This window comes from Luedemannella helvata, assembly GCF_039528415.1.
GTDB lineage: Bacteria > Actinomycetota > Actinomycetes > Mycobacteriales > Micromonosporaceae > Luedemannella > Luedemannella helvata.
The window spans coordinates 15151-32983 of record NZ_BAAALS010000041.1; the positions used below are offsets into that span (position 1 = coordinate 15151).

The 17833-nt window shown below is 72.8% G+C and carries 14 protein-coding genes; 7 read left to right on the forward strand and 7 right to left on the reverse strand.

Translation table 11 applies throughout. The features are described 5' to 3' along the window. The first annotated feature begins 102 nt into the window (after positions 1–102). The 4 genes from ABD191_RS26515 to ABD191_RS26530 all read left to right on the forward strand — a co-directional run bounded on the left by ABD191_RS26515 (position 103) and on the right by ABD191_RS26530 (position 5245). Positions 103–2541 carry a sensor histidine kinase gene (locus ABD191_RS26515; protein ID WP_344087864.1) on the forward strand — a complete coding sequence of 813 codons (2439 nt, stop codon included), beginning with the start codon at positions 103–105 and terminating at the stop codon, positions 2539–2541. Between the two features lie 2 nt (positions 2542–2543). Next, positions 2544–2972 (forward strand): roadblock/LC7 domain-containing protein, encoded by a 429-nt coding sequence (locus ABD191_RS26520; protein WP_344087906.1) that lies wholly within the window; start codon positions 2544–2546, stop codon positions 2970–2972. Between the two features lie 64 nt (positions 2973–3036). Next, positions 3037–3855: a sigma factor-like helix-turn-helix DNA-binding protein gene (locus ABD191_RS26525; RefSeq protein ID WP_344087867.1), complete on the forward strand. Its 819-nt coding sequence runs from the start codon at positions 3037–3039 to the stop codon at positions 3853–3855. After that, positions 3842–5245 (forward strand): beta propeller repeat protein, encoded by a 1404-nt coding sequence (locus ABD191_RS26530; protein ID WP_344087871.1) that lies wholly within the window; start codon positions 3842–3844, stop codon positions 5243–5245. The genes ABD191_RS26525 and ABD191_RS26530 overlap by 14 nt, the downstream gene beginning before the upstream one ends. Positions 5246–5435: 190 nt before the next feature. Here the strand turns inward: ABD191_RS26530 and ABD191_RS26535 are convergent, their stop codons facing one another. The 4 genes from ABD191_RS26535 to ABD191_RS26550 all read right to left on the reverse strand — a co-directional run bounded on the left by ABD191_RS26535 (position 5436) and on the right by ABD191_RS26550 (position 8869). Continuing rightward, the gene (locus tag ABD191_RS26535) at positions 5436–6245 is read right to left on the reverse strand and encodes an ABC transporter permease (protein WP_344087874.1); all 810 of its coding nucleotides are present in this window, start codon (positions 6243–6245) and stop codon (positions 5436–5438) included. After that, positions 6242–7195 (reverse strand): ABC transporter ATP-binding protein, encoded by a 954-nt coding sequence (locus ABD191_RS26540; RefSeq protein ID WP_344087877.1) that lies wholly within the window; start codon positions 7193–7195, stop codon positions 6242–6244. Before ABD191_RS26540 ends, ABD191_RS26535 begins: the two co-directional genes overlap by 4 nt. Before the next feature lie 91 nt (positions 7196–7286). Next, on the reverse strand, positions 7287–8183 hold the full coding sequence (locus ABD191_RS26545) for a Gfo/Idh/MocA family protein (protein ID WP_344087880.1): 897 nt from the start codon (positions 8181–8183) through the stop codon (positions 7287–7289). A gap of 47 nt (positions 8184–8230) precedes the next feature. Further along, positions 8231–8869: a TetR/AcrR family transcriptional regulator gene (locus tag ABD191_RS26550; RefSeq protein WP_344087883.1), complete on the reverse strand. Its 639-nt coding sequence runs from the start codon at positions 8867–8869 to the stop codon at positions 8231–8233. Between the two features lie 123 nt (positions 8870–8992). On the opposite strand from ABD191_RS26550, the gene ABD191_RS26555 reads away from it, so the two are divergent. Beyond that, positions 8993–11155, forward strand: coding sequence for an MMPL family transporter (locus tag ABD191_RS26555; RefSeq protein ID WP_344087886.1), 2163 nt, complete (start codon positions 8993–8995; stop codon positions 11153–11155). A 35-nt stretch (positions 11156–11190) separates the two neighbouring features. Here the strand turns inward: ABD191_RS26555 and ABD191_RS26560 are convergent, their stop codons facing one another. From ABD191_RS26560 to ABD191_RS26575, 3 genes are all read right to left on the reverse strand, one after another. Further along, positions 11191–11592, reverse strand: coding sequence for a hypothetical protein (locus tag ABD191_RS26560; protein ID WP_344087889.1), 402 nt, complete (start codon positions 11590–11592; stop codon positions 11191–11193). A gap of 127 nt (positions 11593–11719) precedes the next feature. Continuing rightward, the gene (locus tag ABD191_RS26565; protein WP_344087892.1) at positions 11720–12265 is read right to left on the reverse strand and encodes a DinB family protein; all 546 of its coding nucleotides are present in this window, start codon (positions 12263–12265) and stop codon (positions 11720–11722) included. Positions 12266–12634: 369 nt separating this feature from the next. After that, positions 12635–13171 (reverse strand): DUF5709 domain-containing protein, encoded by a 537-nt coding sequence (locus ABD191_RS26575; protein ID WP_344087895.1) that lies wholly within the window; start codon positions 13169–13171, stop codon positions 12635–12637. A gap of 204 nt (positions 13172–13375) precedes the next feature. On the opposite strand from ABD191_RS26575, the gene ABD191_RS26580 reads away from it, so the two are divergent. Next, the gene (locus ABD191_RS26580; RefSeq protein ID WP_344087897.1) at positions 13376–15217 is read left to right on the forward strand and encodes a glycoside hydrolase family 6 protein; all 1842 of its coding nucleotides are present in this window, start codon (positions 13376–13378) and stop codon (positions 15215–15217) included. 208 nt (positions 15218–15425) lie between these two features. After that, the gene (locus ABD191_RS26585; RefSeq protein WP_344087900.1) at positions 15426–17639 is read left to right on the forward strand and encodes an MMPL family transporter; all 2214 of its coding nucleotides are present in this window, start codon (positions 15426–15428) and stop codon (positions 17637–17639) included. Positions 17640–17833: the final 194 nt, after the last annotated feature.

Genomic DNA, 17833 nt, shown 5'->3' on the forward strand with positions numbered 1-17833 from the left:
ACCCGCCGGTCGCCTGCCATCTGGGACGTGCGTGGCCGTCACGGCCCTCCTGGGCTATTCGTACATGGACGGGCAGCGGCAGCGTGGTGGAGGTGAGGCGTCGTGGAGTTGGGCGGCGCCGCGCCGATCCACATTGCCAGCCACCGGCGGGGCCGTCGCTGGCCGGCCCGCGCGCCGGGGCGGTCGGCACCGCTGCGCGTCGACGACTGGCGGGTCCGCACGAAGCTCATCGTCGTGCTCGCCGTGCCGATGCTGGGCTTCCTGTCACTCGCGGGTGTCCAGACATACAACGGCATCACGGCCGCGAACGAGCTGGCGGACTTCGGCCGGCAGGTCGCCCTGGGCCGGCAGATCACCGCGTTGATCGACGCGCTGCAGCGCGAGCGTGACCACACGGCGGGCCTGATGGCCGTCGCGGGCGCCAACCCGGCCCGCCCGACGGCCGCGCCGCTGAGCGGCGACTGGGCGGCCGTCGACGCGGCCATGCGCGACTTCCGCGGGGCGGCCCAGCCGGTGATCGGCACCCGGCCCGCGTACGAGGCGATCAGTCGGCATCTCGACGAGGTGGCCGACGTGCGGCGCGGGGTGCTTGGCGGGTGGCTGCGGCACGGCGCGGCCTTCGACGCGTACTCGAAGATCATTTCCGATCTCATCGGCCTGTTGCCCGCGCCGCCCGCGGCGACAGACGCGGCGCTCGCGCGCGCCGTGCGCGTGGTGCGCGACGTCGCGCAGATCAAGGAACTCACCGCGCAGGTGCGGGGGCGGCTGCACGCCGTGTGCGCCGCCGGCAGCCTGTCCCCCGGCGACGCGGAGACGCTGGCCGACACGCGCGCCCAGCGCCGCGCGATCATCGACCACCTCCGTGCGGACGCCACCGCCGCGCAGGTCGACCATTACGACACGGCCGCCGGTGGTCCAGCCGCGCGGACCGCCAACCGGCTGGAACAGACCGCGAGTACGGGCGGCGCGCGCGTGACCGTCGACCCGGACCAGTGGTGGCTGGTGTCGAGCGTCGCGCTCGACGCGCTACGCGAGGCCGAGCGGGCGCTGCTGGCCGACGCCGTGCGCCTGGCCGGCACGAACACGCAGGCCAACTGGCGCATCACCCTGGCCGGGCTGGGCGTCGTCCTGGTGCTGTTGTTCGCCGCCGTGCTGACCGCCCTGCTCATCTCGCGGTCCATGGTGGACACCCTGCGACGGCTGCGCGACCACGCCCTCGACGTCGCGCAGCGCAGCCTGCCGGAGCTGATCGACCGGCTGCGCCGACCATCGGGCGGCGAGGTGTCGCCGGGGTCCCTGGCCGCCGAGGTCGACCCGGTCGAGATCCGGTCGAAGGACGAGGTCGGCGAACTGGCGGACGCGTTCACGGCCGTGCACCGGGCCGCCGTGCGGCTGGCGGGCGAGCAGGCCGCGACCCGGCGCAACCTGGACGCGTCGCTGGTCAACCTGGCCCGACGCAGCCAGATCCTCGTCGAGCGCCAACTGCGCGCCCTCGACGAACTGGAGGCGCGCGAGACCGACCCGGACGTGCTGGAGCAGCTGTTCCGCGTCGATCACCTGGCCACCCGGATGCGCCGTAACGACGAGAACCTGCTGGTCCTCGCGGGAGCCGACACCTCGCGCCGACGCAACCGCCCGCTGCCGTTGGGTGCGGTCGTGCTCGCCGCGACCGCCGAGGTCGAGCACTACCCGCGCGTACGGTCCACGGTGGACGACGAGATCTTCCTGGTCGGGCACGCGGCCGGCGACGTGATCCACCTGATCGCGGAGCTGCTGGAGAACGCGACGATGTTCTCCCCGCCGGACACCGAGGTGACCGTCACAGGCACGCCGGACAACGGTGGCGCCGAGCTGATCATCCGCGACGAGGGCATGGGGATGACCGCGCCGGAGATCGCGGACGCCAACCGGCAGCTCGCCGCCCCGGCCAGCCCGGACGCGGCCGCGTCGGAACGGATGGGCCTCGTCGTCGTCGCCCACCTGGCCGCCAAACACCGCATCCGCATCGAGCTGCGGGCCGCGCAGCCGGGCCTCGCCGTGCACCTGCGGCTGCCGACCACCCTCCTCGCGGAGGCACCGTCCGAACAGGATCTCGCCCTGCCGGCGCCGTGGCTGGCGCCCCGGCGGGTCACCCGCGCCAGCCGGCCGCTCGCCATCGAGGCCAGCCCCGGCGCCGGGCTGGCGATCGTCGACGCCGAGGAGGTCCCCGCGGCCGCGCCCGGCGGCGTGTGGTGGTCACGCGACACCGGGGGCGGCGCGACCGCACCCCGCGAGGCCAACGGCGACACCGGCGGCGGCCGGATCAGCGTCGCCGGGCTGCCGGTACGGGTGCCGCAGGCACGCCTGCCCGGCGGCCACACGCCCCCGCCCGCGCCGGTCGCCGACCTGGACGACCCCGACCCGGACGAGGTCAGCTCCGTACTGGCCAGCTTCTACCGGGGCGTGCGCCGTGCGGACGAGCTGACCGACGACACCCCGCCCGATCACGACGACACCAACGAGATCCCCACAGGAATCGACAAGCAGGGAGCACCACGGTGACGATGAGTCCCCAGGCGCGCGACTTCAACTGGCTGATCACGGGCTTCACCCAACGGGTGCCGGGAGTCATCCACGCGATCGTCGTGTCCTCGGACGGGCTGCTGATCGCGATCAGCGACAGCCTGCCGCGCGACCACGCCGACCAGCTCGCGGCGGTCACGTCCGGGCTGATGAGCGTGACGAACGGGGCCGCGCGCATCTTCGACGGCGACGAGGTCAAGCAGACCGTCGTGGAGATGGGGCGCGGGTTCTTCCTCGTCATGGCCATCCGCGACGGGTCGATGATCGCGACGCTGGCCGCTCGGGACGCCGACGTCGGCGCGGTCGGCTACGAGATGGCCAAGCTCGCCAAGCAGGCGGGCGCCGTGCTCACCCCCGCACTGCGGGTAGAACTTCAGCAGGCATTACCCCAAATAGAAACGATTTCATAGCACTACGACACCTCGTACCGTCTGTGCGCGTTATCCCTGGCAACGGCTTAGGGAGGAAGGCGCGGTGCGAGACCCATCATTCGAAGAGTTCGTCCGGTCACAGCTGCCCACGCTCGGTCGCCACGCGTGCGCCCTGACGGGTGACGCCCGGGCGGCCGAGGATCTCGTCGTCACCGCGCTGAGCAGGCTGGCGCGCTGGTCACGGCACACGCCGCTGGACGAGCTACGGCCGCTGTCCATGGGCACGCTCTACCGCTCGTACGTGCGGGGCGGAGTCCTGCCCGCCCGGGCCGGCGACGCCCTGCACCGGGCCGGTGGCGCGCTGCGCCGCGCGGTCGGGGCCGGCTCCGGCACGGGTACGCCGTTCCAGCGCGCCATCGCCGGCCTGCCCCGCGACCAGCGCGCCGTGCTCGTCGGCACGTATGTCGCCCAGGCGTCCGACGACGACATCGCCGAACTCATCGGGCGTACGCCCGTGGCGGTACGGTCGCTGCGCTACCGGGGGCTGCGCACGCTGCGAGCCGCGCAGGGCCCGCGGGAGGCGGCATCGACGCGGGAGGCGTGGGTGTCCCGCGACGTGTGGACGCAGGAAACGGTGCACCTGCCCGGCGCCGTGATCCTGCCCGACCAGCCCCGGTCGGCAAACACCGTCCGCGACGTGAAGGCGGCCGGAAAGCCGGCGAAGGCCGGGTCGGCGGCGATCGCGCCGGAGGCCGGCGTCGCGCGCGTCCCCGCGAAGCGGGTGACCCCGCCCAAGCGCGCCACGAACGCGCCACGCGCCCTCAACCCGGCACGCGGCGCGAACTCCGCACGCATGAACAACGTCGGGCGCGCGGCGCGCGCCACCAACGGAGCCGGGGAGGTGCGCCGTGGCGGACGTTGAGGAGGCCACCGCGAAGGAACTGCGACGGGCCGGCGGCCGGCCGCGCTGGGACATCGCGCACATCATCGCCGCCGTGACCCGACGCCAGCGGCGCCGCGCCGCGATCGGCGGGGTCGTCGCCATCGCCACCCTGGCCGGCGTCGTGGTGACCGGGGTGGAGCTGTTCGGCAAAGACTCCGGCGACGGGACGGCCACGCCCGCGCCGGGGGAATCGCTGTCACCGGCCGCGGCCAAGCTGGAGGCGCACGTCGCCCGGCTGCCGTACGTGCCGGCGGACGCCCTGTTCACCGACGCGCGCAACGGGTACGCCCTGGTGGTTTCCTGCGGCGACCGCAGTGCCCCGGAGACCTGCGCGGCGCAGCTCGCGGCCACCGCGGACGGGGGCGTCACCTGGCAGCGGCGCCCCCTGCCGGCCGGCGCCGCGAGCGGGGTCGCGATCGTGCGCGCACGCCTGCTGTCCGTCGGCGCGGGCCGCCTGGTCATCGACCAGCCCGGCCAGTACCAGGAGGACCACGCCGGCGAGGCCGAGTCCCCCGCGCCCAGCCCGACCGCGCCGCCGAAGTGGATCCCCGGTCAGCGATGGTTCAGCCCGGACGGCGGCCGGACGTGGACCCCGCGCGCCCGCCGGGCCGTCGGCACGGTCTCCGCGGTCGCGCCCGGCGCGCCGCTCGTCTTCCCGGCACCTGACATCCCCAACGGGGTCGACCCGGGGTCGCCGCAGGCCGCGGCGCTGTTCGACACGCGCGCCCAGGTGCTGCGGGCCAACGGGACAACGGCGGTGCTCGCGGGCGGGCCGCACGGCGAGGCGTACACGGACGTGGGCGTCGCGACGGCCGCCGACGGCAGCATGTGGGTACCGAGCTACATCTACGGCCAGAACGGCGGCCTGACCGCGCGGTTGCAGGTCACCCGCGACGGCGGACGCTCGTTCCAGGCGGTCCGGCTGCCCACGATCGCCTCGCCGCCGAGCGTGTTCACCGGCGACGGCCGCCACGTCTACCTGCTCGAATACGACGGCCAGGGCGGCGCCCGCCTGCGGGCCAGCGCGAACGCGGGGGGCACCTGGCGCGACGTCAAGCTGCCCGCCCCGCCCCAGGGCACGTACGGCGCCGTCACGAAGAGCACCATCGGCATCGTGACCAGCAGCGCGGCCGGCCCAGGGCCGACGGTCGCGGCCACCGCCGACGGCAGCCTGATCGTCACGAACGGCGGGACGCTCTACCAGCTGCCGCCGGGGGCCGCGGCGATGCGCAAGGTGACCGGCGCACCCGGGATGTTCGGCCTCATCCCGGCCGGCAAGGCGATCATCGGCTTCGGGCGCGTGCAGGGCGTACCGCACTTCTACGTCTCCCTTGACGGCCTGCGCTGGCGCACGATGGCGATCTCCTGACCGTCCGCGCCCAGCACCACGCCGTTATGGCGCGGCGTGAGGGCTCGCACCGGCGTTTCCATGATCGCGATTTGGTGTACCAGGGTGTAGCTGAGCTGCACTCTGGTACACCAAACAACGATCAACGGACGCGCCCGGCACTCGGAGCGGGCGGTCGACGCGGAATTGGCCGGAAGGGCGAGCCGGGTCGTCAGGTCACGTCGCGGCGGCGGACGCTCCACAGTGCGGCCGTCAGCACCAGCACCACCACCCCGCCGAGCACCAGGGCCGCCTGCGGCCAGGTGATCATGGAAGCGCCCTGGCACCGTCCCACGCAGTTCGGGTAGCCGGTCGTCGGCCAGCTGCGGGTCAGCCACGCGGCCCCGTAGCTGGACAGCAGGTAACGTCCGGAGTCCGGCACCCGCACCTGGTCGAGCATGATGCGCACGCCGACCTCGCCGACGATCGCCACGATGAGGGCCGCGCCGAAAGCCACGACCGTGCTCCGGCCCAGGGACGCGAGGCAGAAGCCGATCGCCGTGAGCGCGAGAACCAGTGCGACCGCGCGCGCCCCGGTCAGCGCGAAGGACGACCAGGCGCCCGGGGTCATGCCCGTGTGGTCGCCCCGCTTGGACGCGATGAACCACAGCGCGCCCGTCCACAGGGCACCAAGGGTCAGCGTGACCCCGAGTACCGCGCCGAGGGCCGTGGCGAGCTTGGTGAGCAGCACGGACACCCGGCGCGGATGCCAGGCCAACAGGTTGAGCATGGCGCCCGAGTGCCAGTCGGCGCCCACATAGGACGCGCCGACGATGAAGCCGAACAGGCCCATGAGGCCCGCGATCACGTAGATCAGGGGCTCGAACTGCGAGCGGAAGACGAACCGGTCGGCGGGCCCCCGGGCACTGTGCCAGGCGATGACGATCGCGATCGCCACGAGGATGAGGACGACCGCGGCCAGCGTCCAGCGGGTGACCCGGCGCTTGAAGAACCGCCGCCGCTCCGCCGCCGCCAACGTCACGCCATCACTCCGAGGCGGTGGCGGCCGGCGGTCGAGGCGTCCGTGAGGCGCAGGAAGATGTCCTCCAGCCCGACCGCCTCGGGGCTCAGCTCGGCGACGTAGAGCCCGTGGGTGGCGAGCGCGCGGGAGATCTCGCCGGTTCGGGTGATGCCGCTGACCACGAGTTGATCGGCGAGGACGGTGACCCGCATGCCGACGGCGGTCAGCGCGCGGGCGGCGGTCGGCAGCTCGTCGGCGCTTTCGAGGCGAACTCGCCATCTGCCGGAGGCGTGCCGCGACAGGACGTCGGCGACGGACCCGGCGCCGACGTGGCGGCCGCTCGAAATGATCGTCACCGAGTCGCACAGTTGCTGGACCTCGGCGAGGATGTGGCTGGCCAGCAGGACGGTCATGCCGGAGTCGGCGAGGGCGCGCATGAGGTCGCGCATCTGCCGGATGCCCGCCGGGTCGAGGCCGTTGGCCGGCTCGTCGAGGATCAGCAGGTCGGGGTGCTTGAGCACGGCCATGGCGACGGCGAGCCGCTGGCGCATGCCCAGGGAGTACGTGCGGACGCGGTCGCGGGCCCGGTCGGCCAGGCCGACGAGTTCGAGCACCTCGTCGACGCGGCTGCGGGGCACCCGGCCGGCGTCGCAGAGCAGGGCGAGGGTGTCCCAGGCGGAGAAGTGCGGGAAGAAGCGCGGGCTCTCCACGAGCGCGCCGATGTGCCGCGCCAGGCGCGGACTGGCCTGCGGCACCGGCTCGCCGAGAACGCGGACCTCGCCCGCGCCGGCCCGGGTCAGGCCGAGCAGGACGCGCAGGGTGGTGGACTTGCCGGAGCCGTTGGGCCCCAGGAAACCGTGCACCTGTCCGGCGTGGACGGTCATGTCGAATCCGTCCAGGGCCAACCGTGTTCCCCGCCGCACACTTCGAAACGTCTTGCGAAGCCCGCGGATCTCGACCACAGCGGACACTGGAGGCGCCTCCCCGACCCACGCGTCGCCAACTAGGGACTCACCGTACGCGTTCGGTGGCGTTCTGTGGGGGACGATTGTCGGACCCGCGTCACACAGCCACGGTCGCGCCTTCCTCGGCGGCCCGTTCGATGGCGGCCAGAATCGCCACGACCTCGGCTCCGAAGTGGACACCAAGTGGATGAGCGGGTTCCGGAGCGGCCGCCGTGGCGATCAGTTCCGTGATGGCGGCCCCGAAAGCTTCCACGGCCGTACGGTCGGCGCCCGGCACGACGAGCCGACCGTGCTCGCCGTAGAACACCGTCTCGACCTCGCGGGCGGCCTCGGGCGCGTCCAGGGTCAGCGCGAGGGTGGTGACCGCCCCACAGTGGTGGCGCAGCAGCGCGTGGGTGGCGGCGTTCGGTCCGTGCACCGCCATCACGTCCGCGACCGTTCCGAGTACGGGCAGGATGATCGACAAGGCGTGCGGCCCGACGTCCCACAGCCCGCCCTTCTGCCGGCGCCAGTACGAGTGGGCGTACGGGTTGCCCTCGTCGAAGACGCGGGCGAACATGACCGACCGCGCGCCGTCCCAGCCGCCGGCCGCCGCCGCGTCGCGGACGAACCGGTCGATGGACGGGCTGAACCGGGCCGTGAAGAACACGATGGCGGCGACGCACTGCCGGTCGACCTCGGCGAGGAGGGCGTCGGCGGCCGCGACCGTGAGGGCCATGGGCTTGTCGAGCAGCAGGTGACGGCCGGCGACCGCGGCCCGCACGGCGAGCGCGGCCTGGATGTCGGGGGGCAGCGCGATCGCGATCGCGGCCACGTCGCCGAGCAGCTCGTCGACGTCGTGGTAGGCGGTCACCCCGTAGCGGTGGGCCAGCTTCTCGGTCTTGCGCGGCGTGCGTCCCCACACGCCGGCGAAGTCGACATCGGGGTGCGCGGCGAGCGCGGGCGCGTGTGTCTCGGCGGCCCAGTAACCGGTCCCGACCAGCCCAAACCTCACGGCCAGATGCTACCCGGACGGGATCCGGGCAAACCCGCGGCAACCGGTCAGCGGGTGGTCAGGCCGTCCCGGACGAAGGCGGTCAGGCGGTTCACGACCGCGTCGTAGACCTCCTGGGGCAGGTTCTGCAGCGGGCCCTCCAGCATCAGTAGCGCCAGGCCGTGCACGGTCGACCAGGCCATCGTCTCGGCGTACTCCCGCCGGTCGAGGTCGAGGGAGCCCACGGCGACGAGGTCGTCGAGGACGGCGGAGAGCAGCCGGTACGGCTCGGTGGCGTTGGGGTCCTTGTCCAGCGAGTCGAACGTGGGCTTGTCGGCGTGGCAGAACGCCGTGCGGAACAGGCCGGGTTCGGCGACGGCGAAGTTGAGGTAGCCGCGGCCGAGGGCGGCCAGCCGCCGGTAGGCGTCCTCGGCCGGGTCGGGCAGGGGGTCGGTGGCGGCCAGCTCGACCTGCATGGCGGCGCCGAGCCGGCTCAGGGCGTACTCCTTGACGGCGTGGATCAGCTCGCTGTGGCCCGCGAAGTGGCGGTAGGCGGCGGTGGCCGACACGCCGACCTGCCGGGCGGCCTCGCGCAGCACCACGGCCTCGGGCCCCCCGGTGCGGGCCAGCTCGGTGGCGGCCTTGGTCAGCGCGTTGGCGAGGTCGCCGTGGTGGTACCCGCTGCGATCCGTTCTGCTGGGGTTCACGTCACACATCCTGCCCGAGATTCGTCCCGACTCAATGTTGACACCGTTAGCTTGGTCCGCCAAGGTTAACGCCGTCAACATTCACTCCGGGGGATCTCCGGGCGAAAGGGGAGGGGAACGCCCGTGTTCGAGAGATACGGATTTTTCGTAGTAAGACGCGCCAGACTTCTGCTGATCATCTCCGCCGTGGCCTTCGCGGCCGCAGCCGTGATCGGCATGGGCGCCTTCGGCAAGCTACAGAACGGCGGCTTCGCGGACCCGGCCGCCGAGTCGGCCCGCGCGCAGCGCCTCATCGAGGACAACTTCGGCGGCGTCACCAACCTCGTCCTGCTGATCCGGGCGACGGAGGGCACGGTCGACGACCCGGCCCTCGCGGCGGCCGCGACGAAGATCGCCACCGGCCTGGCCGGCGAGCCCACCGTCAGCGACGTCGTGTCGTACTGGCAGACCAGGGCCCCGGCGATGCGCTCCACCGACGGCCGGGACGCCCTCATCACCGCGCACGTCATGGGTGACGACACCACGATCGTCGCGAACACGGAGAAGCTGCTCGACGCGTACGGCACGGACGGTCCCGGCTACACCGTGCACGCCGCGGGCAACGCGGCCGTCAACGTGGACGTGCGCACCGAGGTCGGCACGAGCCTGGCCCTGGCCGAGGGCATCGCCGTGCCGCTGACCATGCTGCTGCTCATCGTCGCGTTCCGCAGCGCCATCGCGGCCCTGCTGCCGCTCGCCATCGGCGGCCTCGCCATCATCGGCACGTTCGCCCTGCTGTACGTGCTCGGCTCGGTCACCCACGTGAGCATCTTCGCCATCAACCTGACCACCGCCATGGGCCTGGGCCTCGCCATCGACTACGCCCTGCTGCTGGTGAGCCGGTTCCGGGAACAGCTGACCGCCGACCCCGGTGACGTCACCGGCGCCGTGGTCCGCACGGTCACCACGGCCGGCCGCACGATCGTGTTCTCGGCCGCCGCCGTGGCCGCCGCGCTGGCCGCGCTTCTCGTGTTCCCCATGTTCTTCCTGCGCTCGTTCGCGTACGCCGGTGTCGGCGTGGTGATCATCTCGGCGGTCGCGGCGCTCGTGGTGGTGCCCGCGCTGCTCACCGTGCTCGGCCCGCGCGTCAACAAGGGCCGCCTGCCGTGGGCGCGCCGTGACCCCGGCCCGTCGTCGCGGCTGTGGGGCCGGCTCGCCGCCGCCGTCATGCGCCGCCCGGCCCTGGCCGGCCTGCCCGTGCTGGCCGCACTGCTCGTCGCCGCGAGCCCGCTACTGGGCGTCACGTTCGGCTCCCCCGACGAGGGCGCGTTGCCGCCCGGGTCGGGCAGCCGGGTCGTGGCCGAGACGCTGCGCGAGTCCTTCCCCGGCAACGGCAACACCCTCGACGTGGTCACGACCGGGCCGGTCGCCGAGGCCGCCTGGGCGCAGTACGCGACCGCGCTGTCGCGCCTGCCGGGCGTCACCGGCGTGCAGACCGCCTCGGCCACCTTCGCCGACGGCGGCGCCGGCCCGGCCGCCCCCGGCGCGGCCAACCTGGCCAGCGCCGCGGGCCAGCGCCTGCGCGTACTCACGAGTTTCGCCCCGCAGTCCGACGCGGCGCAGGACCTCGTGCGCGACGTCCGGGCGCTGCCCGGGCCGGCGGGCGCGAGCCAGCTCGTGGGCGGCCCGGACGCGCAGCTCGTCGACAGCAAGGCCGGCATCGGCGGGCGGCTGCCGTGGGCGCTCGGGCTGATCGTGGCGACCACGTTCGTCCTGCTGTTCCTGTTCACGGGCAGCGTCGTGCAGCCGCTGCGGGCGTTGGTGCTCGGCGGGCTGTCGATGTCGGCCACGCTGGGCGTGATGACCTGGATCTTCCAGGACGGCCACCTCGCCTCGCTGCTCGGCTTCACGCCCCGGCCCATGGACACCTCGATGACCGTGCTGCTGTTCTGCATCGCGTTCGGACTGTCCATGGACTACGAGCTGTTCCTGACCAGCCGCATCAAGGAGCTGCACGACCAGGGCGCGCCGACCGAGACGGCGGTCAGCGAGGGCCTGGCCCGCACCGGGCGCATCGTGACCACGGCCGCCGGCCTGCTCGCCGTGAGCTTCTTCGCCTTCGGCACCAGCTCGGTGAGCTTCCTGCAGCTGTTCGGCCTGGGTACGGGCCTGGCCATCCTGCTCGACGCCACCGTGATCCGGGGCGTGCTCGTCCCGGCGACCATGCGCCTGCTGGGCCGCACGGCCTGGTGGGCCCCCCGCCCGCTACGCCGGGTCTACCAGCGCGTGGCCATCTCGGAGGCGTAACCCACGCCCAGGCAGATCTTCGGGGTTTCCGGTCGCTATGACGGCCGGAAACCCCGAAGATCGTCCAGTACTTCCTCGTGTCCCAGGTGGCGGGCCCAGTCGGCGGGGGTCGCGTCGAAGCGGGCGTCGCGCAGCGCCGGGTCGGCCCCCAGGCTCAGCAGCAGCCGCACCCACCGCCTCGGGGCCCAGCCGTACGCGGTCACCGCGTCGAGATACCGGCGCAGCCGGGGCCAGCTCGGGAACCCGGACTCCCTGGCGAGGACGAGTTGCGCGGCGCTGAGCGGCAGCGCGGACAGCTCGGCCGGCGGCGCGGGGTGTCCATCCGTGATCCGGGCCAGCGCGGCGGGGTCGCCGGCCCGCGCGGCGCGCCACAGCTCGCGGGCCTGGCGGCGCAGCTGGTCGAGGTTGGGGTTCTCCGGCAGTGACACGGTCGCCATGGCGACCTCCCTTCGCCGCCCGGTGTCCGCGTGGTCGGGCCGAAAGGAGGCGCGTGGGCAGGGTCGTGCCGCTCACCCAGGTGGCTCTGCCCTGCCCGCGGACCGGTCGGCTGCCTGGAAGCCGACCTCAGCGTAGTGCCTGACCGCCCGTCGCGGCATACAGGTCACGCATCATCGCGACCTCCGCGCCGTGGTGGATCAGCTCGTCGAGGATGTGCAGGACGAAGGCGCGCCGGGTGGCCTCGGCGTAGGGCCCGGCGGCCGGGCCCAGCGGCACGACCAGGCTCTCCTCGGTGGTCGCGGCGAGCACGGAGTGCCAGTGCCGGAGGGCGAGGCCGAACCTCTCCAGCGCGTCGGCGGCGGTGCCCGGGGCGCCGATATCGGGCCAGGTCGGGATGCCCTGGATGCCCAGCCAGTCGGCGATCCGCTCCGCGGTGAGCAGGTCGATGATGTGCGCGAGGCGCCACGACAGCGTGGTGAACTCGCGCGGATCGTCGTCGTCGACGCGCGGGCCGTCCGACCGGAACAGGCCCTCACCGACGGGTCGTACGGTGCGGCAGTTCGGTACGGGCTCCCAGGCGTACTCGTCGTCGGTGAGCCCGGTGAGCCGCTCGCGCAGCCGACCGCTCACGTAGTCGGACGTCCCGATGATGTCGTCACGTGCTGAGATCATGTCTTTATTGTGGGGATTCGCCGTGGCCGCGGCGCCGCAGAAATGCCGCGACAATTGTCCGACCGCGTCGATACTGTGCGCCCATGGGCGGCGGGGGAGCGGTCATCAGCGCACGGGGGTTGGTGAAGCGATTCGACGACTTCGCGGCGGTCAACGGCATCGATGTCGGGGCCGCCCCGGGAAGTCGTTCGGGTTCCTCGGGCCCAACGGTGCCGGCAAGAGTTCCACGATGCGGAACCTCACCACGTACGCGCGGATTCTCGCGGGCACACGCGCGGACGCGCTGCGCCGAGCTGCTCGACTGGGTGCAGCTCGGCGAGTGCGCCATGAGCCGGGTCGCCGCCCGCCGCGTGCTCTACACCTGACGGCTCAGCGATCCCCGTACTCGGCCTCGTCGACCTCGCCGCTCGGCTCAGCGACGGGGTGGATGGCGAGTTCCTCCATCGTGGGACCGCCGCCTGCCGGGCCGGCGTCGAAGGCGAACTCCTCCGGGTCCACGTCGGCGGTGCCGCCGCCGTCCGGGGCCACCAGGCGCCCGACGTGCTCGCTCGCGGTGTCCGGATTGTCGTACACGGACACCGGCGAACCGGCATTCGCCGCGATGGGCCCGCCGTCCAACTCCTCCATCGTGAGCGGGGTCTCGGCACCCGACCACACGTCCGGCTCCTCGCGGCGCAGCCGCGTGTCGAGCGTCTCGCCCCTGACCTCTTCGTCCGCCGTCACGCCGTAGTCGTCGAGGACCACCGGGCCGTGCTCGCGGTCGGCGGGCAGCGGCGCGGGAGACGGGCCGTCGGCCTCCCGGACCGACGGGTACCCGTCGTACGCCGTTGAGTCGTCGTCGGCCACCTCGGGTACGCCGTCCGCCTCGGGGTCCGAGACGGGGTGCGGAAAACTGTCCTGCTGCATGGCGGACTACTACCCGACCGGCGCGCGCTCACACACCGAAGTCCAGACGTACCGGCGGTCCACCCAGCTCCCGCTGGTCGATAGGGCCGCCATACCGGAAGAAGGTGACGATCACGCTGCCCCTGGGACCCGGGCGGGATTGACAAACGTCGACGGGATGCCACGCTGTAATCACATGTGAACATGTGAATCAGAGGAGCTCCGATGAGGTTCGTCCCCCTCAGCGGCGCGGTGGCCGGTGCCCGGCGCAGGTTCGTGGCAGGCGCGGCGGTCGCCGTCGTCGCCGCGGCCGGCGCCCTGGTCGCGACCGCCGCCAACGCGCTGACCCCGTTGCCCTGCACGTACGCGTACACGATCATCTCGAAGTGGCCCGGCGGGTTCCAGGCCGAGGTGGCCGTTACCCCCACCGGCGGCGTGAGCAACTGGACGATCGCGTGGACGTTCACCGCCGACGAGCGGGTCAACTCGGGCTGGAACGGCAATTTCAGCCAGTCCGGGCAGCGCGTCACCGTGACCAACCCCGCGTGGCAACCGACCATCGCGGCGGGCAGCACCGTGCGCCCCGGCTTCGTCGCCTCGGTCACCGGGTCACCGCCCCTGCGCCTGGCCTCCATCACGCTCAACGGCCTGACCTGTTATCCCCCGGGCACCTCGACCGCCAGCGCCACCGCCACGAGCCGGCCGCCGACCAGCGGCGTGCCCACGAGCGGCGCCGCGCCGACGAGCGGCACGCCGGAGACCAGCAGCGCGCCGACCAGCGCCGTTGCCACCACGTCCGGCCCGCCCACCCGGACCAACCCGTACGCCGGTGCGGTCGGCTACCGCAACCCGGACTTCACCGCCCGCGTCGCCGGCTCGGCGGCCACCCGCACGGGCGACGTCGCGGCCGCGATGACCCGGGTGGGTGAGCAGCCCACGGGCATCTGGCTGAGCAGCATCGCCTCCGTGGCCAACCTGCGCGGTCACCTGGACCGCGCGCTGGCGCAGCGCACGGTCGTCGGCGCGCCGGTCGTCGTCACGGTCGTGCTCGACAACCTGCCCAACCGCGACTGCAACGAGTGGGTGCCGCACGGCGAGCTGTCGGTCACCAACAACGGCCTGGCGAGATACAAGACCGAGTACGTGGACGCGATCGCGGCCGTCCTGCGCGACCCGGCGTACGCGAGCCTGCGCATCGCCACGATCGTCGAGCCGGGCGCCCTGGTGAACCTGGTCATGCAGTCCACGCGGACGGCGGCGTGCGCCGAGGTGATCGCGGGCCAGGTGTACACGGACGGCGTCCGGTACGCCCTGAACGCCCTCGCCCCGATCGCCAACGTGTGGACATACCTGGACGCGAGCCACTCGTACGCGCTGGGCTACGAGACGAACCTCGTACCGGCCGCGCAGCTGTACGCGACCCTCGCGGCGAGCACCTCCGCAGGCCTGGCCAGCATCGACGGATTCGCGATCAACTCGGCGGGCTACAGCCCGATCGTGGAGCCGTTCATCACCGACACCCGCAAGACCATCAACGGGCAGATGCTGCTGATGTCCCGCTGGATCGACTGGAGCGACGTCATCGACGAGGAGGACTACATCACGGCGCTGCACGCGGAGCTGGTCAGCGCAGGCTTCCCGGCTGACATAGGCATCGTGGTCGACACGTCACGCAACGGTTGGGGTGGCCCGAACCGCCCAACGGCCGTGAGTACCTCGACCGACATCAACACATACGTCGACCAGTCCCGGGTCGACCGCCGGATCTACCGCAGCAACTGGTGCAACCAGGTTGGCGCCGGCATCGGCGAGCGGCCCCGGGCCAACCCGATGCCGCACGTGGACGCCTTCATCTGGGCGTGGCAGCCGGGCGCGTCGGACGGCGCGGCCCCGGCCGCGGCGGGCCAGCCGCGACCGGACGGCGCCGACCCGATGTGTGACCCGTCGTGGTCGCCGCCGATGGGCAGCATCCGCCCGTCCGGCGCCAGCTACGGCGCCCCGGCCGAGGGCGGCTGGTTCGACGCGTACTTCGAGACCCTCGTACGCAACGCCTACCCGGCCCTGTAGCCAGCGTCACAGGCCGCCCCGACGTACCCCTAGGGAGAGATCCAAGGGCCGTCGGGGCGGCTTTGCGCAGGTGGGAGCTCGTAGGGTGCGGCTATCCCCCGTACCCGCAATGGGTTGTCCCGTCGGGGTCACACCCGATGGCAGCAGTCGGTCCGCTCCCTAACGTCTCTGGTGACACAAAGACAACGAACACCAAGGGACGGACCAGATGGAGCGCAAGCCTTTCACCGTGCGGGTGGCACGGTGGAGCGCCGAGCACCCGTGGCGCGCCATGGCGCTGTGGGTGGTCTTCGTGATCGCCGCGATCGCCGTGGGATCGGCGGTCGGCACGAAGGAGGCCACCAACGGCGGCAACGTGGCGGAGACCGCGCGTGCCCAGCAGATGATCGAGGCGGGCGACTTCCCGGACGACCCGGCGACCGAGCGGGTGCTCGTCACGTCGAAGGCGGGCGCGCTCGACACCGCCAAGGCCACCGCGGCCCTGACCGACGCGGCGACCCGCATGCGGGCCCTGCCGGAGGTCGCCGGCGTCGGCGACCCGGTCACGTCACCCGACGGCACCACGATGTTCCTGCCGGTCACGGTGGCCGGTGACCCGGACACCGCCGAGGACCGGGTCCAGCCGCTGCTCGACACCACCGCCGCCCTGCAGGCCGCGCACGCCGACGTGCGGGTCGAACAGGTCGGCAACGCCTCGATCAACAAGGCTCTCAGCGACACGATCGGCGAGGACTTCAAGCGCGCCGAACTGTTCAGCGTGCCGGTCACGTTGATCATCCTGCTGGTCGCGTTCGGCGCGCTCATCGCGGCCGGGGTGCCCGTCCTGCTGGCGATGTCGGCCGTTGGCGCGGCGATCGGCCTGTCCGCGCTGGCGTCTCACCTGGTGCCCGCGCAGGAGGCCACGAACAGCGTCGTCCTGCTCATCGGCATGGCGGTCGGCGTCGACTACTCGCTGTTCTACCTCAAACGCGAACGCGAGGAACGCGCGAAGGGCGCCGGACACCTCGACGCCGTGGAGATCGCGGCCGCCACCTCCGGCCACGCGGTGGTCATCTCCGGCCTCGCCGTCATCATCGCGATGTCGGGCATGTTCCTGGCTCAGGACAACATCTTCTCGTCGTTCGCGGTCGGCTCGATCCTCGTTGTGGCCGTCTCCGTGCTCGGCTCGCTGACCGTCCTGCCGGCCATGCTCGCCAAGCTCGGCCGCTGGGTTGACCGCCCCCGCATCCCGTTCGTGTGGCGGCTCACCGCCCCGCGCGTCAGCGGCGGCGAGGTCACCTCCCGGTTCTGGTCGGTGATCCTGCGCCCGGCGCTACGCGCCCCGTGGCTGACCCTGATCCTGTCGGTCGGCGCCCTGCTGGCGCTGGCCGCACCCGCGCTGGGCATGACCCTCAAGCTCAACGGCCTGCAGGACGTCCCCCGCAGCACGGAAGTGATGCAGGCCTACGACCGCCTCACAAAGGCCTTCCCGAGTACGGGCACGAGCCACGTCGTCGTCGTGCGGGCGGAGGCCGGCCAACAGGCCGCGGTCGACACGGCCCTGGGCGCGCTCGCGGCGCGTACCGCGAGCGACCCGCTGTTCGCCCACGACCAAGAACCCAAGCTCGTCCACTCCCCCAACGGCACGGTGACGATGCTGGAGATCGGCACTCCCGTGATTCCCGGCACCAAGCACGCGACCGAGTCCCTCGACCGGCTGCGCGACGACTACGTACCGGCCACTCTCGCCGGGTTCGAGCACGCCGTCACCGGCGAGATCGCCGGAACCACGGACTACTCCGCCCACGTCAAGGAGAAGCTGCCGCTCGTGGTCGGGTTCGTCCTGCTGCTCACCCTCCTGGTGATGGCGTGGACGTTCCGCTCGGTGGTCGTGGCCCTCACGTCGATCGCGCTCAACCTCCTGTCGGTCGGCGCGGCGTACGGGCTGTTGGTGCTGGTCTTCCAGCACACCTGGGCGGAGGGCCTGCTGGACTTCACGTCCAACGGCGGCATCATCTCCTGGTTGCCGATCTTCCTCTTCGTCGTCCTGTTCGGACTGTCGATGGACTACCACGTGTTCGTGGTCAGCCGCATCCGCGAGGCCCGTCTGGCCGGGGCCGCCAACCGGGACGCGGTGGCCCGGGGCATCACGAGCTCGGCCGGCGTGGTGACGAGCGCCGCGGTCGTCATGGTCGCCGTGTTCGCCATCTTCGGCACGCTCAGCACGCTGGACATGAAGCAGCTCGGTGTCGGCCTGGCCGCCGCCATCCTGCTGGACGCCACGATCATCCGGGCCGTCGTGCTGCCGTCGATCATGACGCTGCTCGGCGACGCGAACTGGTGGGGCCCGGCCTTCCTGCGCCGCCGCGGCACGAGGGGGGCCGCGGCGCCCCAGGTGGCACCCGCACCAACCCCGGATCGCGACCCGGTCCCGGTCGGCTGAGAGCCCGACACCTCTCAGCCACCAACGGCGGGCCGCCCCTTCACGGGGCGGCCCCCCACCGCACCCGCCCACCGCACCCGCCCACCGCACCCGCCCACCGCACCCGCCCGCCCCGCGCCCGCCCGCCCCGCGCGCGCGCCACACCCGCCCGCCGCCCCCGTGCCTACCGAGCCGACCTGCAGGCCCGCCACCCC